This is a genomic window from Firmicutes bacterium HGW-Firmicutes-1, assembly GCA_002841625.1.
Classification (GTDB): domain Bacteria; phylum Bacillota; class Clostridia; order Lachnospirales; family Vallitaleaceae; genus HGW-1.
The window spans coordinates 124866-146144 of the sequence record PHAG01000007.1; the positions used below are offsets into that span (position 1 = coordinate 124866).

The 21279-nt window shown below is 35.8% G+C and carries 24 protein-coding genes and 1 riboswitch; all 24 genes read left to right on the forward strand.

Features of this window, described 5'->3' with window-relative positions; translation table 11 throughout:
* Positions 1–151 precede the first annotated feature (151 nt).
* The 24 genes from pduA to cbiQ all read left to right on the forward strand — a co-directional run bounded on the left by pduA (position 152) and on the right by cbiQ (position 21276).
* Positions 152–433 (forward strand): propanediol utilization microcompartment protein PduA, encoded by a 282-nt coding sequence (gene pduA / locus CVU84_09340; GenBank protein PKM94708.1) that lies wholly within the window; start codon positions 152–154, stop codon positions 431–433.
* Between the two features lie 15 nt (positions 434–448).
* The gene (locus CVU84_09345; GenBank protein ID PKM94709.1) at positions 449–1231 is read left to right on the forward strand and encodes a propanediol utilization microcompartment protein PduB; all 783 of its coding nucleotides are present in this window, start codon (positions 449–451) and stop codon (positions 1229–1231) included.
* Positions 1232–1252: 21 nt separating this feature from the next.
* Positions 1253–2917 (forward strand): propanediol dehydratase, encoded by a 1665-nt coding sequence (gene pduC, locus CVU84_09350; GenBank protein PKM94710.1) that lies wholly within the window; start codon positions 1253–1255, stop codon positions 2915–2917.
* A 16-nt stretch (positions 2918–2933) separates the two neighbouring features.
* Complete coding sequence (pduD, locus tag CVU84_09355) at positions 2934–3581, forward strand: propanediol dehydratase (GenBank protein ID PKM94711.1); 648 nt, start codon at positions 2934–2936, stop codon at positions 3579–3581.
* A 15-nt stretch (positions 3582–3596) separates the two neighbouring features.
* Positions 3597–4103: a propanediol dehydratase small subunit PduE gene (gene pduE, locus CVU84_09360; GenBank protein ID PKM94786.1), complete on the forward strand. Its 507-nt coding sequence runs from the start codon at positions 3597–3599 to the stop codon at positions 4101–4103.
* 17 nt (positions 4104–4120) lie between these two features.
* Positions 4121–5929, forward strand: a complete 1809-nt coding sequence (locus CVU84_09365; protein PKM94712.1) for a diol dehydratase reactivase subunit alpha — start codon at positions 4121–4123, stop codon at positions 5927–5929.
* A gap of 179 nt (positions 5930–6108) precedes the next feature.
* Positions 6109–6453: a hypothetical protein gene (locus CVU84_09370; protein PKM94713.1), complete on the forward strand. Its 345-nt coding sequence runs from the start codon at positions 6109–6111 to the stop codon at positions 6451–6453.
* A gap of 30 nt (positions 6454–6483) precedes the next feature.
* On the forward strand, positions 6484–7227 hold the full coding sequence (locus CVU84_09375) for a hypothetical protein (GenBank protein PKM94714.1): 744 nt from the start codon (positions 6484–6486) through the stop codon (positions 7225–7227).
* A gap of 56 nt (positions 7228–7283) precedes the next feature.
* On the forward strand, positions 7284–7559 hold the full coding sequence (locus CVU84_09380) for an ethanolamine utilization microcompartment protein EutM (protein ID PKM94715.1): 276 nt from the start codon (positions 7284–7286) through the stop codon (positions 7557–7559).
* A 10-nt stretch (positions 7560–7569) separates the two neighbouring features.
* Entirely contained in the window at positions 7570–8229 is a 660-nt protein-coding gene (locus tag CVU84_09385) for a propanediol utilization protein (protein ID PKM94716.1), read from the forward strand.
* Positions 8216–9046 (forward strand): ethanolamine utilization protein EutJ, encoded by an 831-nt coding sequence (locus CVU84_09390; protein ID PKM94717.1) that lies wholly within the window; start codon positions 8216–8218, stop codon positions 9044–9046. The genes CVU84_09385 and CVU84_09390 overlap by 14 nt, the downstream gene beginning before the upstream one ends.
* Before the next feature lie 2 nt (positions 9047–9048).
* A complete protein-coding gene (locus tag CVU84_09395; protein ID PKM94718.1) occupies positions 9049–9717 on the forward strand; it encodes a hypothetical protein in 669 nt (222 codons plus the stop codon).
* Positions 9718–9727: 10 nt separating this feature from the next.
* Positions 9728–9991 carry an ethanolamine utilization protein EutN gene (locus tag CVU84_09400; protein ID PKM94719.1) on the forward strand — a complete coding sequence of 88 codons (264 nt, stop codon included), beginning with the start codon at positions 9728–9730 and terminating at the stop codon, positions 9989–9991.
* Between the two features lie 10 nt (positions 9992–10001).
* Positions 10002–10946 carry an ATP:cob(I)alamin adenosyltransferase gene (locus CVU84_09405; protein ID PKM94720.1) on the forward strand — a complete coding sequence of 315 codons (945 nt, stop codon included), beginning with the start codon at positions 10002–10004 and terminating at the stop codon, positions 10944–10946.
* 14 nt (positions 10947–10960) lie between these two features.
* On the forward strand, positions 10961–12361 hold the full coding sequence (locus CVU84_09410) for an aldehyde dehydrogenase EutE (protein ID PKM94721.1): 1401 nt from the start codon (positions 10961–10963) through the stop codon (positions 12359–12361).
* Complete coding sequence (locus CVU84_09415; GenBank protein ID PKM94722.1) at positions 12342–13700, forward strand: electron transport complex protein RnfC; 1359 nt, start codon at positions 12342–12344, stop codon at positions 13698–13700. The genes CVU84_09410 and CVU84_09415 overlap by 20 nt, the downstream gene beginning before the upstream one ends.
* A 26-nt stretch (positions 13701–13726) precedes the next feature.
* The gene (locus CVU84_09420) at positions 13727–14278 is read left to right on the forward strand and encodes a propanediol utilization protein (protein PKM94723.1); all 552 of its coding nucleotides are present in this window, start codon (positions 13727–13729) and stop codon (positions 14276–14278) included.
* Between the two features lie 146 nt (positions 14279–14424).
* The gene (buk, locus tag CVU84_09425; protein ID PKM94724.1) at positions 14425–15495 is read left to right on the forward strand and encodes a butyrate kinase; all 1071 of its coding nucleotides are present in this window, start codon (positions 14425–14427) and stop codon (positions 15493–15495) included.
* Between the two features lie 63 nt (positions 15496–15558).
* Positions 15559–16098 (forward strand): hypothetical protein, encoded by a 540-nt coding sequence (locus CVU84_09430; GenBank protein ID PKM94725.1) that lies wholly within the window; start codon positions 15559–15561, stop codon positions 16096–16098.
* A 216-nt stretch (positions 16099–16314) separates the two neighbouring features.
* Entirely contained in the window at positions 16315–17613 is a 1299-nt protein-coding gene (locus CVU84_09435; protein ID PKM94726.1) for a 4-hydroxybutyrate--acetyl-CoA CoA transferase, read from the forward strand.
* A 52-nt stretch (positions 17614–17665) separates the two neighbouring features.
* Positions 17666–19009 carry an MFS transporter gene (locus CVU84_09440; GenBank protein PKM94727.1) on the forward strand — a complete coding sequence of 448 codons (1344 nt, stop codon included), beginning with the start codon at positions 17666–17668 and terminating at the stop codon, positions 19007–19009.
* A 61-nt stretch (positions 19010–19070) separates the two neighbouring features.
* Positions 19071–19264: riboswitch (cobalamin riboswitch) on the forward strand.
* Positions 19265–19479: 215 nt separating this feature from the next.
* A complete protein-coding gene (locus CVU84_09445) occupies positions 19480–20211 on the forward strand; it encodes a cobalamin biosynthesis protein CbiM (GenBank protein ID PKM94728.1) in 732 nt (243 codons plus the stop codon).
* 4 nt (positions 20212–20215) lie between these two features.
* On the forward strand, positions 20216–20506 hold the full coding sequence (locus CVU84_09450; protein PKM94729.1) for an energy-coupling factor ABC transporter substrate-binding protein: 291 nt from the start codon (positions 20216–20218) through the stop codon (positions 20504–20506).
* A gap of 5 nt (positions 20507–20511) precedes the next feature.
* Positions 20512–21276 (forward strand): cobalt ECF transporter T component CbiQ, encoded by a 765-nt coding sequence (cbiQ, locus tag CVU84_09455; GenBank protein PKM94730.1) that lies wholly within the window; start codon positions 20512–20514, stop codon positions 21274–21276.
* Positions 21277–21279 lie beyond the last annotated feature (3 nt).

The following is a 21279-nucleotide window of genomic DNA, read 5'->3' on the forward strand; positions in this document are numbered from 1 at the left end:
CTATAAAAAAATTATCAGGTTTTGTACAAATTTTTGTTACTTATTTTTTGAAAAAAACAGTAGCATATAGAGAGTAACACAAGAAAACTTCTAGTGCAAAGCAATATGCACTTCAGGTATAACTTAAAAAGGGTAAAAGGAGGAATACAAAATGTCACAAGAAGCTTTAGGAATGATTGAAACAAAAGGACTTGTTGGAGCGATTGAAGCTGCCGACGCAATGGTTAAATCAGCAAATGTTGAGCTAGTTGGATACGAAAAAATCGGATCAGGTTTGGTAACAGTTATGGTAAGAGGAGATGTAGGCGCGGTTAAAGCAGCTACTGATGCTGGAGCTGCAGCAGCTCAAAAGGTTGGCCAAGTAATTTCGACTCATGTAATTGCAAGACCACACACAGATGTAGAAAAACTAATATCAGTTGAAAAAAAGTAGAAGGAGGTCTGAAAAATGGAAGATAAAGTAATGGAAAAAGTAATGGAAGAAGTAATGAAGAAATTAGGTAAGGAAGCAGAAGCACCAAATACAGAAAGTAAAATGAATACGACTGGACTAACTGAATTTGTAGGAACTGCTATTGGAGATACATTAGGATTGGTTATTGCTAATATTGACCATTCACTACATAGCTTTATGAAGCTTGATCCTAAATACAAATCAATCGGTATCATCGGAGCAAGAACGGGTGCAGGCCCTCATGTTATGGCTGCTGATGAAGCGGTAAAAGCAACAAATACAGAAATCATTTCTATTGAACTACCTAGAGATACAAAAGGTGGAGCAGGTCATGGTTGTTTGATTTTATTTGGAGCAGAAGATGTATCTGATGCTAGACGTGCAGTAGAAGTTTGCCTTAAAGAATTAGATAGAACTTTTGGAGATGTATATGCAAATGGCGCAGGTCATATTGAGCTTCAATATACAGCAAGAGCAAGTTATGCATGTAACAAAGCTTTTGGAGCACCTATAGGAAAAGCTTTTGGATTGATCGTTGGAGCTCCTGCTGCTATTGGTGTTATTACTGCTGATACTGCAGTGAAAGCAGCTAATGTTGATATTATAGGTTATGCTTCACCTTCAACAACATCTTTTTCTAATGAAGTTATTTTATTTATTAGTGGAGATTCTGGAGCAGTTAGACAATCCATACTTGCAGCAAAAGAAGTTGGCGTAAAACTTTTAGAAGTTTTAGGCAACGAAGCTGCACCATCCGTTACAACGCCATACATTTAAAGAAAAAAAGGAGGGTACCAAATGAAATCCAAACGCTTTCAAGTATTAGCGGAAAGACCAGTTAACAAGGATGGATTTGTAAAAGAGTGGCCAGAAGTTGGTCTGATTGCAATGAACTCACCATACGATCCAAAACCTAGTGTTAAAGTAGCAAATGGGATAATCGTAGAATTAGACGGTAAGAAAAGAGAAGACTTTGACTTACTCGATACTTTCATTGCAGATTACTCTATAAATAAAGAAAACACAGAAAAAGTTATGGCAATGGATTCTCTTAAATTAGCGCACATGCTTGCAGACATTAATGTAGGAAGAGATGAACTTGTAAAATTAACAACAGCAATGACTCCTGCTAAGGTAGTGGAAATTGTTGGACATATGAACGTGTTGGAATTAATGATGGCTTTAACAAAAATGAGAGCTAGAAAAACTCCTTCAAATCAGTGTCATGTTACGAATCTAAAAGATAATCCTATTCAAATAGCAGCAGATGCAGCTGAAGCGGCACTTAGAGGCTTTGATGAGCAAGAAACTACGGTTGGTATTGCAAGATATGCACCTTTTAATGCATTGGCATTATTAGTTGGAGCACAAGTAGGCCGACCAGGTATTTTAACTCAATGTGCGGTTGAAGAAGCAACTGAATTGGTTCTAGGTATGAGAGGACTTACTGCATATGCTGAAACAGTTTCAGTATATGGTACTGAGCAAGTTTTCATTGATGGGGATGATACTCCATGGTCTAAATCCTTCCTAGCATCTGCATATGCATCTAGAGGATTAAAAATGAGATATACATCAGGTACAGGTTCAGAGGTATTAATGGGATACGCTGAAAAGAAATCTATGTTATATCTTGAAGCAAGATGTATCTTTGTTACAAAAGGTGCAGGAGTGCAAGGTCTTCAAAATGGTTCAATCTCTTGTATAGGCGTTCCAGGTGGAGTACCAGGTGGTATTAGAGCCGTATTAGCTGAAAATGTTATCACAACAATGATGGATCTTGAAGTTGCTTCTGGCAACGACCAAACCTTCTCTCATTCAGATATTAGAAGAACAGCTAGAACATTAATGCAAATGATTCCAGGAACAGACTTCATATTCTCAGGTTATTCAGCAACTCCTAACTATGACAATATGTTTGCAGGATCAAACTTTGATGCGGATGATTATGATGACTATAACATTCTTCAAAGAGACTTAAAAATTGATGGTGGTCTAAGACCAGTATTAGAAGAAGAAGTTGTAAAAGTTAGAAATCAAGCTGCAAAAGTACTTCAATGTGTATTTAAAGAATTGGATCTTACAATCATCACGGATGAAGAAGTTGAAGCTGCAACTTATGCACATGGATCAAAAGATATGCCTGACAGAAATGTAGTAGATGATTTAGCTGCTGCTGAAGACATGATGAAACGTGGCATTACTGGTATTGATGTAGTGAAAGCAATTAAAAAGGGTGGATTTGATGAGCTTGCAGTAAGCCTTCTCGGTATGTTAAAGCTAAGAGTATCAGGAGATCACCTTCATACTTCAGCTATTATCGATTCAAATTTCCATGTAATTAGTGCTGTGAATGATAAGAATGATTATAAAGGTCCTGGAACTGGATACTCAATGTCTGAAGCAAGATGGAATGAAGTTCAAGACATTCCTAATGCAATCGACGCAGCAGACTATAAATAAGAGAGGAGGAATATCGATGGAAATCAATGAAAAAGTATTAAAAAGTATTATTGAAGAAGTTATGCAAAATTTAAAGCTACAAGAGTCTGGGGTTACAACTTCAAGTGATGATGTATCTGACATCAAGTTAACTTGTATCGGATCAGCAGCAGTTGGTAAACGCAAAGACGAAGTGATTATCGGACTTGCTCCTGCCTTTGGATTACATCAAACAAAAACTATAACCAAGATACCTCATGGTAAAGTATTAAAAGAGATCATGGCTGGTATTGAAGAAGAAGGTTTGGTACCTAGAGTAATCAGAGTACTTAGAACATCAGATGTTTCCTTTATAGCACATAATGCCGCAACTTTAAGCGGATCAGGAATTGGGATCGGAATTCAGTCAAAGGGGACTACAGTTATTCATCAAAAGGATTTATTACCTTTGAGTAATGTTGAGCTATTCCCACAAGCACCATTGATTACTTTAGACGTTTATAGAGCTATTGGAAGAAATGCTGCTAAATATGCAAAAGGTGAATCCCCAAGTCCAGTACCAACAATGAATGACCAAATGGCTAGGCCAAAGTATCAAGCAATTGCGGCTCTACTTCATATCAAAGAAACAGAACACGTTAAGCAAGACGCTCCGGCTGAAGAGCTTAAAGTAATATTCGAATAAGGAGGAGATAAAATGATGGACAATGCTGTTCTAGAAAAAATGATCAAAGAAGTTATGGTTGCAATGAATAAAGAAGATTCCTATACAACTAAAACTGAAGTTGCTTCTGGTGCAAGAATGACCGAGGCGAACTATCCTTTAAGTGAAAAAATGGGAAAAATCATTAAAGCACCTACAGGAAAGACATTAGATGAAATCACAATAGAAGGTGTTATGAATGGAAAGATTACTGCAGAAGACGTAAAAATAGCTCCAGAAACACTTGAAATGCAAGCACAAGTTGCTGAATCGGTTGGAAGAGATGCATTTGCAAGAAATCTAAGAAGAGCTGCAGAATTAATCGCTGTTCCTGATGCAAGAGTTCTTGAAATCTATAATGCTCTAAGACCTTATAGATCTACTAAAGCAGAATTACTTGCAATAGCTGATGAACTTGAAACAAAATACTGCTGTAAAATCAACAGTGCTTTTGTAAGAGAAGCAGCACAGTTATATGATAATAGAGGAAGACTTAAGAAGTAAATTCTGGAGGTTTTTTTATGAGAATAATTGCAGGAATAGACATAGGAAATGCAAGCACTGAAACTGCTATTGGCAAAGTATATGATGATAATAAGGTGGAATTTCTTGGCAGTTCCTTAGTGAATACTACCGGAATAAAGGGTACAAAAGATAATATTCCTGGAATTTTTAAATCCTTAAAAAAAGCTTTGGAAATGTCAAAAATCAATATGGAAGATCTTGATTTAATCAGAATAAATGAGGCTGCGCCTGTTATTGGAGACGTAGCCATGGAAACAATCACGGAAACAATCATAACTGAATCAACTATGATTGGTCATAATCCAACAACTCCAGGAGGCATTGGTATAGGGGTAGGGATTTCTACTCCTATAGACCAGCTCCATGAGATGAATAGCGGAGAAAAGGTAATTGTACTTATTCCAAAAACTTATGATTTTAATCAAGCTTCAAAGATTATAAATGATTTCAGTGACAGAGGTATTGAAATCACAGGTGCCATTGCTGAAAATGATGATGGTGTACTGATTAATAACAGATTAGAGAAAACGATACCTATCATTGATGAAGTGAAACTTTTTGATAAGATTCCTCTACATATGTTAACTGCAGTTGAAGTAGCCCATGTTGGACATGTGGTAGAAGTTTTATCTAATCCCTATGGGATAGCGACGGTTTTTAATCTGAATGGTGATGAGACGAAATTGGTTGTACCTATAGCCAGAGCTCTCATTGGCAATAGATCTGCTGTTGTCATTAAGACACCAAAGGGAGACGTGAAAGCTAGAAGTATTCCAGCTGGAGAAATTATTATCGTGGGTGAAAAGATCAAAAGGAAAGTAGATGTAGATGATGGTGCGATAGCTCTAATGAATAACATTGAAATGTGTGCACCTATCGTAGACATTCAAGGAGAGGCTGGAACAAATGCGGGAGGAATGCTTGAAAGAGTAAGACACGTTATGGCTAGTCTAACAGACCAAAGTCATATGGATGTCAAAATTAAAGACCTTTTAGCAGTTGATACGATTTGTCCTCAGAAGGTACAAGGTGGTATAGCTGGTGAATTTTCAATGGAAAATGCTGTAGGTATTGCAGCAATGGTTAAAGCTGATAGGCTTCAGATGAACATTATAGCAGAAATTTTACAAGAAAAACTAGGTGTTAAGGTTGAAGTAGGTGGTGTTGAAGCGCAGATGGCTATTAACGGTGCATTAACAACACCGGGCACTGATAAACCACTTGCTATTTTAGATATGGGAGCAGGTTCCACAGATGCATGCTTTATGACAAAGAATGGAGAGGTTAAGCTTGTCCATTTGGCTGGAGCTGGAAATATGGTGACCTTACTTATCCAAACTGAACTCGGTCTTGATAGCTTTGATCTAGCAGAAGACATTAAGAAATATTCCTTAGCAAAGGCAGAAAGTCTTTTCCATATTAGACATGAAGATGGTTCAGTAGAATTTTTCAGAGAACCACTTGATCCAAAGCTTTTTGCGCGGGTTGTTATTATTAAAGAAAATGAAATGATTCCTATAAACCATCAAGTATCTATTGAGAAAATAAAACTGGTTAGAAAACAAGCAAAGGAAAAGGTTTTTGTTACGAACGCCTTAAGAGCATTAAAACAGGTAAGTTCTACCGGAGATATTAGAGCTATAGATCATGTTGTTTTAGTAGGAGGATCAGCCCTTGACTTTGAAGTGCCTCAGCTTGTAACAGATGCGCTGTCCCAGTTTGGAATCGTTGCAGGTAGAGGAAATATAAGAGGTATTGAAGGTCCAAGAAACGCCGTGGCAACAGGGCTCGTTCTTGTTAAATAAGATAGTTCTGCATAAGCAATTGGAAAAGCGGCAGATGGGTAACGAGGATTTTAACTCGGTGCAGCCGATTTTCTTGTCCAGTAGGAAAGTTTACTTTCCACGAAGAATAACAAAGTGTTAGTTAGTATAAAAGTTATGTAACGCATCGACAAGCGCTTTGTAGGAAAGTAGGTGGAAAAATGAAAGAAAATCTTGCGATTTATATTTACTTTGAAAACAAGATAACAAATAAGAGTTTGATTGATTTAATAACTTACGGAATTGAAGAAGAAGGCATTCCGTATCACTTTATTGGGGATGATTGTTCCGATTATAAAGAGCTTGCAACTATGGCATCTAATGAATCACAGCTTGACGTCGGAATAGGCTTAGATGAATCAGGGAATATATGCCTGCATCATTCGAAATTACCGGATCAATATTTTCTTTTTCCAAGTAAACATCATAATGATCAAAAGAAATTAAGAGATATTGGTATAAACGGAGCAAGACTCGTTAAAGGGATACCTTTTATAGTTGAATAAGCAGTAAACTCTCTGAAAGGAGGAGATCTTTTGAATAATGCATTAGGGTTAGTTGAAGTAATCGGAAGAGCTGCAGCAGTTGTAGCGGTTGATACAATTTTGAAAGCAGCAAATGTTGAATTAATAGGTATCGAACCTAGTAAAGGCGACGGAATGTATGCCATCAAAATTGAAGGCGATGTAGGAGCTGTAAAAGCGTCGGTAGATTCTATTAAATCTCACCAAGAACTCATAAATAAAATTTATGCAACTAAGGTTATTGCTAGACCAGCGCTGGGAATTGACAAACTTGTTTATAATTCGTCAACGATTGGTTATAAAAACAAAGCCAAAGAGGCAGTTCTTGAAGTTAAAGAAGAAATAGTTAAAGAAGAAATAGTAAAAGAAGAAATAGTAAAAGAAGAAGTTAACAAAGAAGAAGCAAAAGAAATAAAAGAAGAAATAAAAGAAGAAATAAAAGAAGAAATAAAAGAAGAAATAAAAGAAGAAGTAAAAGAAGAAGTAAAAGAAGAAGTAAAAGTAGTACTTGAAGATGGAAAAGAAGAAATACAAATTAAAAAAGTTGTAGAAGTACAAGAAGTAGCAGAAGAACAAGCGGCAGTTGAAGAAGTTCAAACTGAAGATATTGTTGACCTGAATAAAATAATAGCTGTAACACCCGAAACAAAGATGAAAACAAAAGAAGTATGTAATCTTTGTAATGATCCAAAGTGTAAAAGGAAAAGAGGAGAACCTAAAAGTTTATGCATCAGTCATAACTCAAAGGCTACCTGAATTTATCCATATGCCCTATAACTTATGGGGTTGTCAACTAAAAAGGAGGTAATATTATGTCTAAAGAAGCATTAGGAATGATCGAAACAAAAGGTTTAGTAGGTGCTATTGAAGCTGCAGATGCCATGGTTAAGTCAGCTAACGTTGAACTCGTAGGTTATGAAAAAATAGGATCAGGTTTAGTTACTGTAATGGTAAGAGGCGATGTTGGTGCTGTTAAAGCTGCAACCGATGCTGGTGCTAGTGCTGCTAGTAGAGTGGGTGAAGTTGTATCTGTTCATGTTATTCCAAGACCACATGCTGATATTGAAAAACTTATTCCAGAAAAGTAGGTAAACTTTTATGAAAGAAGCAGAACTCATCAAAGTGATAGCACAAGTAGTAAAGAAGTATGTAATCGACTCTATTTATGTACCTGCGGGTGTGTCTAATAGGCACATCCACATTGAAAAAGAAGACTTTGAAATTTTATTTGGAAAAGGCCATGAATTATCTAAGTTAAAGGATCTTAAACAACCAGGGGAGTTTGCAGCCCATGAAACGGTGACACTCATTTCTGAAAAAGGTTCCATTTCAAAGGTTAGAGTACTTGGGCCTTTAAGAAAGCAAACACAGGTTGAACTTTCTTTATCAGATAGTTTTTTACTGGGTGTAAATAAAATCCCAGTTAGAGAGTCAGGGAATATAAAGGATTCTGAAGGAATCATTGTGCAAGGACCTGCTGGTGAGATTGAGATCAAACAAGGTGCAATTGCTGCACATAGACACATACATATGCCTCAAGATTTTGCTGATATTTATGGTTTTAAGGACAAAGAAATTGTATCAGTGAAATCAGAGGGAATTCGCTCTGTAACCTTTAATAATGTCATGCTTAGAGTCTCAAATAATTATGCATTAGAAATACATCTAGATCTAGATGAAGCAAATGCAGCCTTGGTTAAAAATGGTGACCTTTTAAAAATTGTAAGACATGAAGGTGAAGCAAATGGATATGAATAGGGTAAATCAAGACATTAAAGATTTTGAAATCTTAATTGATGAAAAGATCTGTGGAGAATATGAAGGTGAGTTGTTTACAGGCGTTGATCTTGGAACAGCATATATCGTTTTAAGTGTTGTTGATAAATCTGGCAAAGCTGTTGCAGGAGCAAAAAAAAGAGCATCAGTGGTAAAAGATGGCGTTGTCGTTGACTACATAGGAGCCATCAAAATCGTTAAGGAATTGAAGAGAGAGCTTGAAGAAATCATTGGGAAAAAATTGTTAAAAGCTGCTACAGCTATACCACCCGGTGTATCTGAAGGATCTGTAAAAGCAATTGTGAATGTTGTTGAAGCTTGTGAATTTGAAGTAATTAATGTAGTAGATGAACCTACAGCAGCTGCCAAAGTATTGTGTGTTCAAGATGGAGCAGTGGTAGATGTTGGTGGCGGCACTACAGGAATATCAGTTATAGAAAGCGGTAAAGTAACCTTTACAGCAGACGAACCTACAGGTGGTCACCATATGAGCTTAGTTTTAGCCGGTAGATATGGTTTAAATTATGAAGAAGCGGAAGTGTTAAAACATACAAAGGACAGAGAATGGGATGTATTTCCTGTTGTAGCCCCTGTAGTTGAGAAAATGGCGTCAATTGTAAATGGTTTTATCCATGGAAAAGAAGTCAGTGTCATTTATATTGTAGGTGGTGCAGCAACCTTTGTTGATTTTGAAAAAGTCTTCAAACAAAAAACTGGATTAAACGTTATAAAACCTTACAACCCAATGTTAGTGACGCCACTAGGAATAGCCTTAAGCTGTTTAAGTGAGGTGGTATAGTTTTGAATATTGATATGATCGTGAATGAAGTAATCAGACGGATCAAGCTTATGCTCAATACCCATAAAGGGCTTATCGTAATAAGAGAAAAAACGGACTATTCATTACTGAATATTTTGCTATTATCAATGAAAGACAATGGATTTATATTTGATGCAGTAGTAATCAGTCATCAAAAGGAAGAGATAGAATTAGATCAAGGGCTTATGAATATTACCTTTCTAAAAGAAGCAGAGTTATTAGATAACCTTGAAAGTATTCATAAATATGAAGTGATTGTATTAAGTAATTTAAACATCATTGAAATTGGAAAGTTGACAAATCTTAACATTGAAAACAAATTTTTGTATTTGGTATATGAGGCTTTAAAAGAAGGAAAAGAAGTATATGGTTTCTCTAAAGACTTAGATATTAAGAACAATATTAATCTTAGAAGTTTAACCTTAAAATTATGCAAAGCATTAGAAGATATTGGACTTAAGATGATCATTGGAAAAAATGAATTCATAAAAGTAGACAGTAGTATTGTCACAATAGATAGGAATGTCATCACATTAGAATGTGTTAACACCCTGGTAAAAGGAAGTCTACTCGTTCAAAAAAGTGCTATTTTAACAAATGCAGCTAAGGATTATTTATCTCAAAATAAAATTGATATTTTAAGAAGGTAGGGTGATCACAATGTATTTAGCAGAGGTCAGAGGACACGTTGTTGCAACAACTAAAAATGAATATTTGGTAGGAAAGAAACTTTTAATTGTTCAACCCTTAAGTCCTAGTTTTGAACCTTATGGTGAGGCAATCGTAGCGATTGATACAGTAGGTGCAGGCTTTTCTGATAGAGTTTTAGTTGCTACAGGTAGCTCTGCAAGAGCCATTTTTGATGAGAAGGCGCCGGTTGATGCTGCCATTGTTGCTATCATTGACACGCTTGAAAGGCATTAGGTGAATATCTATGAGCAAGATATACACAAAAGGCGGAGATAAAGGTGAAACAAGCCTATATGGTGGTTCAAGAATTCTCAAATCTTCAAAAAAAGTCGGAGCTTACGGAAGTGTTGATCAAGCAAATGCAGCAATTGGTGTAGCTTGTGTAAAGATTAAGGATCGAGTTTTAAAAGACTTATTAAAAATAATTCAAGAAAAATTATTTGTAGTTGGTGGAGAACTCGCATCTGATGAAAAAGGAATAGAGAAGCTTAAAAATCAAATTTTAGAAGCGGATGTAACTTTTCTTGAAAGAGTCATAGATGAGCTAACGAGCAAGTTATCTGAGATGCCTTGTTTTATTGTTCCAGGGGCTTCAGAGGAAGCAGCTTACCTCCATGTTGCAAGAACAGCGGTAAGGCTTGCAGAACGAGAAATCGTAAATCTAAGTGATGAGCAAGACGTAAGAGTCTATATATTGGAATTTATAAATAGATTATCTGATTTGCTTTTTGTAATGAGCAGATATGTAGTAGAAGTGAAGGAAGATGAAAAGAATAATGAAGAAAATACTGTAGGTATAAGCTTAGAATTAGCAAACGAAATGGCTGCCTTTTCAATTCATAAAGCGCAGGAATTAAAGGTTCCAGTCGTCATTTCAATTGTAGATGAAGGTGGTAATCTCATACTTTTAAATAGAATGGGGAATGCCCATATTGGAAGTATAGACATTTCCATAAATAAAGCGTACACCTCCATGGCTTTTAAGCTAACCACTGAAACACTTGGAAAACTAGCACTGCCAGGTGAAGCCCTATACGGTATTCAAAATACAAATGGTGGTAAGGTAGTTGTTTTTGGTGGAGGTATTCCAATTTATTTAAAGGGTAAACTTGTAGGAGCAATTGGCATAAGTGGTGGCAGCGTTGAAGAAGACATTTTAATCGCTGAAGCGGCTTTGAAAAACTTATAATAAGAGGTGAAACAATGAATATTGATTCAAAACAACTAGAAAAAATAGTGAAATTGGTAGCAAGTAAAATTGAAAATTATGAAGCGCAACCTTCAGAAAACTTGAATCGCTTAGGTATTTTTGAGGATATGGAGGATGCGGTTGAGGCTGCTTATCAGGCTCAAAAGGTGCTTTTTGAAATGACACTTTCAGATAGAAAGAAAATCATTGATTCAATAAAGGCACATCTTAGAAACCATATTGAAGAAATCTCAAGACTAGCCTATGAAGAAACAAAAATGGGAAGATACGAACATAAATTAATTAAAAATGCATTGGTCATTGATAAAACACCTTCTGTAGAAGATCTGAAAGCAGGTGTGTTTACCGGAGATGATGGACTTACACTTCTTGAAATGTCACCATTTGGTGTGATTGGAGCTATTTCTCCATCAACAAACCCATCAGAAACAGTAATTTGTAATGCCATTGGAATGATCGCTGCTGGAAATTCAGTTGTATTTTCACCACATCCTGGGGCTTATCATACTTCGAATAGAACGGTTGAACTGATCAATGAAGCAATTGCACTTGTAGATGGACCTAAGAACCTAGTTTGTACAGTGGATCATCCAAGCCTTACCAAAGCAAACACCATGATGAATCATCCGAAAATTAATTTGATTTGTGCTACGGGAGGACCGGCAGTTGTGAAAGCAGTTTTATCTACCGGGAAAAAGGCAATAGGAGCTGGAGCTGGCAATCCTCCTGTATTTGTTGATAAGACAGCTAATATTGAAAATGCAGCAAGAGATATCGTACTAGGTAGTAGCTTCGATAACAATATTCCATGTATTGCAGAAAAAGAGGCAATTGTAGTGGATGAAGTATGTGACTATCTCATTTTCAATATGAAGAACAATGGTGCTTATGAAGTAAAAGACAAAGAACTTTGTTTACTAGAAAAATTAGTTCTTTGTGACAAGGGATTTGCCAAAAAAGAATTTATAGGAAAAAACGCAGATTATATTCTTTCTAAAATAGGTATTGAGGTCGATCCTTCGATTGTTCTCATTATTATGGAAGTATCAAAGGAACATCCTTTTGTACAAGAAGAGCTTATGATGCCGATTCTTCCAATTGTTAGAGTGAAAGATGCGAAAGAGGGTATTGATTTGGCTTGCCAAGTTGAACATGGAAATAGACATACTGCAATTTGTCATTCACGTGATATTGAAGTGCTTTCTGAAATGGGAAGAAGAATACAAACAACAATATTTGTTAAAAATGGGCCATCTTACGCTGGAATAGGTGTTGGAGGAGAAGGTTTTACAACCTTTACAATCGCAGGACCTACGGGTGAAGGCTTAACTTCTGCAAGTACCTTCACAAGGAAGAGAAGATGTGTTTTAGTGAATGGCTTTAACATTAAATAACGGGGTGATAAAAGTGGAAAATCTAATAAATATAATCAAGGATGCTGGTGTTGTTGGTGCAGGTGGTGCAGGATTTCCTACACACGTAAAATTTGATGCTAAAGCAGATTTCGTCATCGTAAATGGTGCAGAATGTGAGCCGTTGCTTAGAGTAGACCAAATCTTAATGGATTTAGAAGCAGAAAAAATTCTTTTTGCTCTAGATCAATGTGTTACCCATGTTGGCGCTAAAGAAGGCATCCTTGGGTTAAAGAATAAGTATACCAAGGCAATCGCATCACTAACAAAAGCTTTAGAAAAATATCCGCATCTGCGCATTCATCTACTGGAAAATGTGTATCCAGCTGGAGATGAACAATATTTGGTTTATGTTACAACTGGAAGGATAGTTCCTGAAGGTGGTATTCCAATCATGGTAGGGACTATTGTTACAAATGTAGAAACCTTGCTTAATATTTATAATGGAATCCACAATACACCAGTAACGGAAAAATATTTAACAATAGCAGGTGCAGTAAAGAATCCAATTACTGTAAAAGTACCCTTAGGGATAACTGTGCGAGAGGTTCTTCATCTCGCAGGTGGTCCACTAAATGAGAATTATAAAGTAATTGATGGTGGACCAATGATGGGTAAAATATTAGCCTCCATTGATGAACCTGTAAAAAAAGCATCTAAAGGATATATCGTATTACCTGAAGAGCATCCATTGATTAAGAACAAAGAGAAATCAGTTACACGAGTGCTTAAAGAAGCGCAAACTTCCTGTTGTCATTGTGACTTGTGTACAGATGTTTGTCCAAGATATCTTTTAGGGCACAAAATACATCCTTCTAAGCTTATGAGGATTTCGAGCTACGGTTCCCTTGGAGACAAAAATGCAAGTTTAGATGAAGCATTCCTCTGTTGTGAATGTGGGTTATGTGAACAGGCATGTATCATGAACCTACAACCTTGGAAAGTAAATATGAATATAAAGAAACAACTGAATGAAATGGGAATAAAAAATCCAAACAATAGAAAGCCAACTGAAGTAAATCCATTTTTTAAATATAGAGGGTTTCCGGTTAAGAAGCTCATTTACAGACTTGAGCTTGATCAGTATGATGTAGATGCACCGTTAACTCAAATAGACCAGTGTTTTGAGGAAGTGACGATATTAAATAAACAACATATAGGTGCGCCATCGGTTCTTTGGGTAAAAGAAGGAGAAACTGTTACAAAAGGGCAACTCATTTTTAGAGCTAAAGACAATGCCTTAGGCGTAAATATACACGCTAGTATTTCTGGTACTGTTGTTAAAGTCTTTGGAGATAAGGTCATCATTAAAAGTACATAGAAAGTCTATGACTAAAAGGAGGAAATATGAAAAATTCCATTGGTTTATTAGAATTTAAAAGTATTGCAAAAGGTATAGAGGTAACCGATGAAGTGTTAAAATCCTCTAATGTAGAGCTTATATCCGCAAATCCAATATGTCCAGGAAAATATATTTCAATTGTTTCTGGAGATGTAGGTGCAGTAAAAAATGCTGTGGAGATAGGAAAGAAACTTGGTGGTGTATTCCAGATTGAGGCTCTTGTCATAGCAAATATTCATCCTGATATTTTTCCGGCGTTAACAGGAACGGCCGAAATGCATCCAATTAGTTGTATAGGTATTATTGAAACAATGTCTTCCCTTAGTTCGATTATGGTAGCAGACACGGCAATTAAAGCCTCAAATATAAATATTATTGAAATTAGAATTGCTAGAGGCTTAGGTGGTAAAGGTTTTACCATTATTTCTGGTGAAGTATCTTCTGTGAAAAGAGCGATTATGGCTGTAGAAGATAAGTATATGGCTACTGGAGAAATACTTTGTGCTTCTACTGTTGCAAACCCAGAAAAAGAGCTTATTAAAAAGATCTTTGGATAAACAAATTAGTCATTTTATTACCCTCATATGGAATTATAGAGGGAAAAACAATACATAATAGTTTATGATTGCAATGATGAGCTAAAGCTGTATTCGTCCCCCAGCGATATAGCTTTGTTTTAGCTCAGCTTGCAAAAGGAGAAAAAATGAACAAGTTTAAATCATTAATTATTAACCCAGGCTCTACATCCACAAAAATAGCGATTTTTGAGGATGAAAATGAAATATATAGTAAAACCATTAGACATGATACAGATGAGCTAATAGAATATACAAGTGTATTTTCACAATATCAATTTAGAAAGAAAACAATCATAGATGCGTTAATAGAAGAAAAATTCGATATGAACTCTTTAGATGTGATTATTGGAAGAGGTGGTATGCTTAGACCACTTGAAGGTGGCGTTTATACAGTAAATGCAAAGATGTTAAAGGATTTGGAATCTGGTGAATACGGAGAACATGCTTCTAGCCTTGGTGCAAAGCTGGCATTAGAAATTGGAGATCCTCTTCGTATTCCTTCTTATATTGTTGATCCAGTTGTTGTAGATGAGCTTGAGGAAATTGCTCGTATCTCTGGAATACCAGAAATTAAAAGAAAAAGTATCTTTCACGCACTGAATCAAAAAGCAGTTGCAAGAAAAGCTGCGAAGGAATTAGGCTCTACCTATGAAAACCTAAATTTTGTTGTTGCTCACCTTGGTGGTGGAATATCTGTAGGTGCTCATGAAAAAGGTCGAGTGATTGATGTGAATAATGCAGTAGATGGAGAAGGTTCTTTTTCTCCTGAACGAAGTGGTGGCGTACCAGTAGGTTCTGTTGTAAAGCTGTGCTATGCAGGAAAATACACCTATAATGAAATGAAAAAGAAAATAACAGGCAAGGGCGGTCTTCTAGCCTATCTAGGGACATCAGATGGTAGAGAGGTTGAAAAGCGTATTGAAAGTGGTGATGAGAACGCAGGACTTATTTATGAAGCGATGGCTTATCAAACGGCAAAAGAAATAGGTGCGTATGCAACCGTATTAAAAGGGAAAGTTGATGCTATTATTTTAACAGGTGGATTGCTTTATGATAAAAATATAAAAAAATGGATTGTAGAACGAATCGATTTTATTGCACCTATCATCGTTTATCCTGGAGAAGATGAGATGGCTGCATTAGCAGAAGGCGGACTTCGGATTTTAAGAGGTGAAGAAAAACCGATCCTCTATTAATATAAAAATAAAGTATTAAAAATATAGATATGAATATTTATTGGTTGAAAGAGAGGAAAAAACATGGACAGTAGCATAGGTTTATTCGAATTCTATTCAATCTCAGATGGATTAAAGATGACGGATATCATATTAAAAAGCTCAAATGTACAGATACATAAAAATGAAATCATTTGTCCTGGAAAATACGCACTACTTGTTAAAGGCGAGTTTAAGGCAGTGAGCAATGCTGTAAATAGAGCAAAAAGTGAAAATATGGTTACCATGCTGAAAGCAGAGCTCATTGCAGATATTTCAAATAAAGTATTTGAGGCCATTAACAGAAATGTGGTTTTAGAAAAGGTTGATTCTGTAGGTGTATTAGAAACAAAAAACTATGTTATGTCACTTGTTTTAGCTGATCTAATGATAAAAAGTGCAAACATTACGATTCAGAAGATACCAGATAGACTTGGCGTTGTTGGAAAAGGACTCGTTATTTATAGTGGATCGACCTCTGAGGTAAGTAGTGCCCATAATAGTGCGATTGCCTCTAAGTTTGCAGATAATATTATTAGCTCGAATATCATTCATAAACCTTCCTTTAACTATTTTAATGTTTAAAAATAGGAATTATTTATGGAATCAATGCTGTAGGAAAGCAAAATTTTATAACGAGCCCTTAGCACGTGATTATGATAGAAATATTACCTGAATATGTGCAAATTTTTATTATATATAATTCAAAAAACCCTTTATTATAGAGAGAACGAACTATAGTAGCTTGTATAGTGTTCTGTAGTTTACTGTACAAGGATAAATCGGGGAGTGGAGGGTTTTATGAATATGTGGAAAGAGCTTTACATAAGCAAGCTTCAAGCTGTTGAGGAACTTGTAAAAGAAATAAAGTCAAATGATATTTGTGTTGCGCCATGTATGATGGGTGAACCAACGAATATACTGAATGCTCTTTCAAAACGAGAAAATCTTGAGGGAGTTATACATCATCAATTATTACCTTTTGATCATCATACCTATTTGCAAGCGCACATGAAAGATAAGATTAAGCATGTATCATGGTTTACCACGGGATATTCTAGAAATGCAGTGCAAAGTGGTACGGCAGATTATATGCCAGTGTTCTATCATGAGGTACCCAAATTTTGGAATGAGTTTTTAGAGTTAGATGTGTTATATGCTACAGTATCTAAAATGGATAAGCATGGATATTTCAGTTTTGGGATCGCAAACAGTGAATCTAGAGCTGCAATCAAAAAGGCGAAAAAAATATTTCTAGAAGTCAATGAAAATATGCCTAGAACCCACGGTGATAATTTTATACATATTTCGGATGTAGATCGTTTGTGTGAATGTAACACACCCTTACAAGAAGTGAAAAATCCAGACATAAACGAAATAGATAGGATTATTGGAGAATCTATAGCTCAGTTCATTCCAGATGGAGCAACGATTCAACTTGGTATTGGAGGAATTCCAAATGCGATAGGGAAAGCTTTGCTGGGGAAGAAAGACTTAGGTATACATAGTGAGATGTTTACAGAAGTCATGGTGGATTTAATTCTTTCTGGAGCCGTCAATAATAAGAAGAAAACAATTCATCCAGGTAAAGTAATTACCACTTTTGCAGGTGGAACCAAAAGGATGTATGATTTTTTGGATGATAATCCAGGAATAGAATTTCACCCAGTAGATTATGTTAACAATCCAAATGTAATATCTTCCCATGACGATTTTATTTCAGTGAATTCATGTATTGAAGTGGACTTGTTAGGACAGGTTTGTTCTGAATCTATAGGCTATAAAAACTATAGTGGAACAGGTGGTCAGGTGGATTTTGTGAGAGGTGCTACGAAGTCAAGAGGTGGAAAATCATTTATTGCAATGTATTCTACAGCAAAAAAAGGCACTGTATCTAAAATCAAGCCGATATTAACAGAAGGATCTGTAGTGACTACTTCAAAAAATGATGTTGACTATATTGCTACTGAGTTTGGTGTTGTTAGATTAAAGGGAAAAACCGCAGGACAAAGAGCAAAAGCATTGATTTCTATTGCCCATCCGGATTTCCAAGAGTATTTGATTAGAGAAGCGTTGAGAATGAATTTAAACATACTGTAGAAAAATCAAATAGTCATTATTTTATTTTAACAACCTAAAGGGAGGAATTACAATGAGCGAAATAAAAATACAAAACAATAGATTAAATCGTTGGGTACCTGTAATAGCAAGTATAACAATTCAACTTTGCTTAGGTACAGCATATATATGGAGTGTATTTCAAACTGGCATTGCAACCAGACTATTTGAAGGAGACAATGCAGCTGCCGGACTTACCTTTGCTTTTCTACTTGGCATGCTTACCGTTGGTAGTTTGGTTGGAGGAAAGTTACAAGATAAATTTAGCCCAAAACCAGTAGTTATGGGAGGTGGTATCATTCTTGGAGTTGGGTTTTTCCTTTCCTCCTTCACCACTAGTTCAGCAAGCTGGATGCTTTGGGTGACCTATGGAATTCTTGGCGGTTTTGGTATGGGAATGATTTATTCTACTACAATTGCCTGTAGCCAAAAATGGTTTCCAGATAAGAGAGGGTTTATTACAGGTATTATTGTTTCTGCATTAGGCTTTGGTGGTGTTGTATTTACACCTATTGCAGAAATTTTAATAAAGAAGTTTGGCATAGATGGATCAGGTAATCTAATGCCTGGTGTTGGAGAGCTTCAGACATTTGCATGGCTTGGAGTTGTATTTATTATTGTTTGTGTTATAGGATCCTTCTTTATTAGTAATCCACCTGTTGGGTATAAACCTGAAGGTTGGACGCCTCCCGCGCCAAAGGGTGGATTGATACATCAAGACTTTACACCCTTGGAGGTGCTTAGAACGCCCCAGTTTTACATGGTAACCCTTACGTTAATGTTGGCGTGTATGGCAGGGTTGATGATTATAGGCTTTGCAAAGCCTATTGCAATCGCAAAAGATCTTGCCAAGGTTGCAGCTGTTGGAGTTATGATTATTTCGATTTTCAACTCCCTAGGGCGAGTGTTTTGGGGTTGGGCATCTGATAAAATTGGTAGGAAAAATACAATAATGATTTTGTTGTTATTAACGGCAAGCATGATATTACTTGTCAATTGGGCAACGGGATATGCTGTGTTTGCATTAATAGCAATTGTAGGGTTTTCATACGGAGGCTTTCTGGGTGTATTTCCAGCCCTTGCTGCAGATTACTGGGGTAGTAAAAATATGGGAACGAATTACGGGATGGTTCTTCTTGGATTTGGAGCAGGTGCAGTTGCCTCGATTTACATAGCTGGTTATTATAAAAATGTAGCGATTATAACAAAAGTAGTTGATGGTGTTACTATAACGGGAACTGATTTAAGTAAAATGTACCCTGCATTTATCATTGCATCTATTGCTTCGTTACTTGGATTCGTATTAATACTTTTCTTAAAGCCACCTAGTATAAAGGATGTCATTGAAATCAAATCACTTCAAGAAGTAGTTGATTAACAGCTTAAAAGAGTTATAATATATGTACCACATATAAAAAAACAATATGTAAAAACTTAATAAAATAATAAAAAGTATAGGTGCCTTCGATCTGAAGGTTAAAAGGGAAAACGGTGAAAAACCGGTACAGCCCCCGCTACTGTAAGTGGTAAAGAAGCTTTTGCAATATACCATTGAGCATAATCAATTGCTTGAGAAGGTGAAAAGCGTGATCATCCACAAGTCAGGAAACCTGCCTATATGAAGTTATGACGCTTTCGGAGGGAAAGACTATATCATATACCATGTGATTACTTTGGGTTTGTGATCAGTATATAGTTGAATCTTCGAATGAAGATTCTTTTTTTTATCCAGTAGGAAAGTTCTACTTTCCACGAAGCATAGAACAAAGCGTAAGATAGCATAAATTATTATGTAACACGCTGACAAGCGCTTTGTTATTTATTCATGTAAAAGCAAAAGGAGGCACTATGAAAAACAAGAAATTTGCACTTGGTTTATTATTTTTAATATTACTTTTTCAAGCAAAACCTGTTTATGCTATGCATATTGCGGAAGGCTTTTTGCCTCTGAAGTGGTGCATTTTTTGGTTTGCTTGTTCGATTCCTATTGTAACATTGGGTATTTATAAGCTAACGAAAAGAATTCAAAAAAATCCTGAACAAAAAATGCTAGTTGGAGTGAGTGGAGCCTTTACATTTGTTTTATCTGCGCTTAAAATGCCGTCAGTAACAGGAAGCAGTTCACATCCAACAGGTGTGGCATTAGGAGCTATTTTGTTTGGACCTATGACTATGAGTGTACTAGGAACGATTGTATTGCTTTTCCAAGCCCTTCTTTTGGCACATGGAGGACTAACTACTTTAGGCGCAAATGTATTTGCTATGGCAATAGTAGGTCCGGTAACTGCCTATTGGTTATATTGGGCCAGTATCAAACTTGGCTTGAATCGTTCTATTGCTGTGTTTTTTGCAACAGTTATATGTAATATTTTTATTTATGCAACAACATCGTTTCAATTGGCGCTTGCTTTTCCAGGAGATAGCTTTGCAGCTTCTAGTCTTAAGTTTTTAACTGTATTTGCAGTGACTCAAATACCACTTGCAATCATCGAAGGATTATTAACAGTCATGATCTTTAACTTTTTAGAAAAGCATGAAAGCACAGAGTTAGAAAAAATGCTAATTGCCATAAAGGAGTAGAACCATGAAGAAGAATAAGAATTTAATATTTATATTATTGATTTTAGCACTATTAATTCTTCCGTTTATAGTAGCTAATCAAGGAGAATTCGGTGGTACAGATCAAATTGCACTTGATGTGGTAATGGAAATTGATCCGAATTATCAACCAATAGCAGATAATATTTTTGTACCGGCAAGTGGAGAAATCGAATCTATGCTATTTACTTTACAAGGGGTTATAGGAGCAAGCTTTATCGGTTATTTTATAGGAACAAAAAGAGCTGCTTATAAAAGTAAGCATTCTGCTGGGTGATATCAATGGATCAATGGGCTTATGTAAACAAGTTTAGTAAAATTCATCCCTTTGAGAAGTTTTTAGTAGCTATTGTAACGATGTTCTTAGTTCTTTTATGGGATAAACCAGTTTTCCAAGTATCTATCCTTATCATAATGGGCATAGGTACAGTCCTTGGTGCAGGTATTCCTTTTAAAGTATATATAAAATATATGACAATACCACTCCTATTTATTTTTATAACGCTCCTATCGGTTTTACTAGAAGTTCATACAGTCAATAAGGATTTTTTATTTACTATAGAAATTTTCCATGTGTTTATTGGTATAAGCAAAGAGAGCATAGGAGTAGCGATAGCACTATTCTTTAGAAGTACTGCGACACTTACATGTTTATATTTTCTAGCCATGACGACATCGATGCAGGAACTTATTTATTTGTTAGAGAAATTCCATTGTCCCTCTATTGTTACTGAGCTTATGGTTCTAACATACAGATTTATATTCGTTTTTTTAAAAACAGCAAGAACAATTTATTATGCCCAAAGTACAAGATTAGGTTATAACGGATTTGTTAGAAGTTTAAAATCTCTTAGTATATTAAGTTCAGTATTGTTTATCAAAGCCTATATGCAAGCAAAGGCGTTAAATCAAGCAACGCTTTCAAGAGGTTACCAAGGTACTTTTTATCAGCTTAATACAGAGCGAACCTTGAATAAAAGAAGACTTATCATTATTATTGCAGTAGAAATTGGGCTTTTTATAATAGGTGGAATTAGCCCAAAATAAATC